1 pseudogene is annotated in these 245 nt (G+C 39.6%); it reads left to right on the top strand.

Annotated elements, in window-relative coordinates:
* A pseudogene (locus tag ACW9H9_RS28940) lies at nt 1–245 on the top strand (hypothetical protein); the annotation flags it as partial.

The following is a 245-nucleotide window of genomic DNA, read 5'->3' as shown; positions in this document are numbered from 1 at the left end:
ATCGAAATAATTAAAACGAAAAACCAAGCACTGCTTTTTTCTGCTTTTTCATTAACGATTTTTTCAGCACTTTTTTACTTCACTCAAAACCAGAACAACGAAATAAAGGCGCATATCGGAAAGCTTTACACCGACGTAATCAAAGACTCAACATTTCCGATAGAACGCAAAACGGCTTTTTACCCCAGCCCCCCTCCTGAAGCGAATTCCACTTGGATAAATAGCCCCGTCACCATCATCTTTGA

This window comes from Pseudomonas sp. SDO5215_S409 (assembly GCF_054071325.1).
Note: the sequence above shows the minus strand (reverse complement) of the source record. Positions and strands in the feature narration are given on the sequence as shown.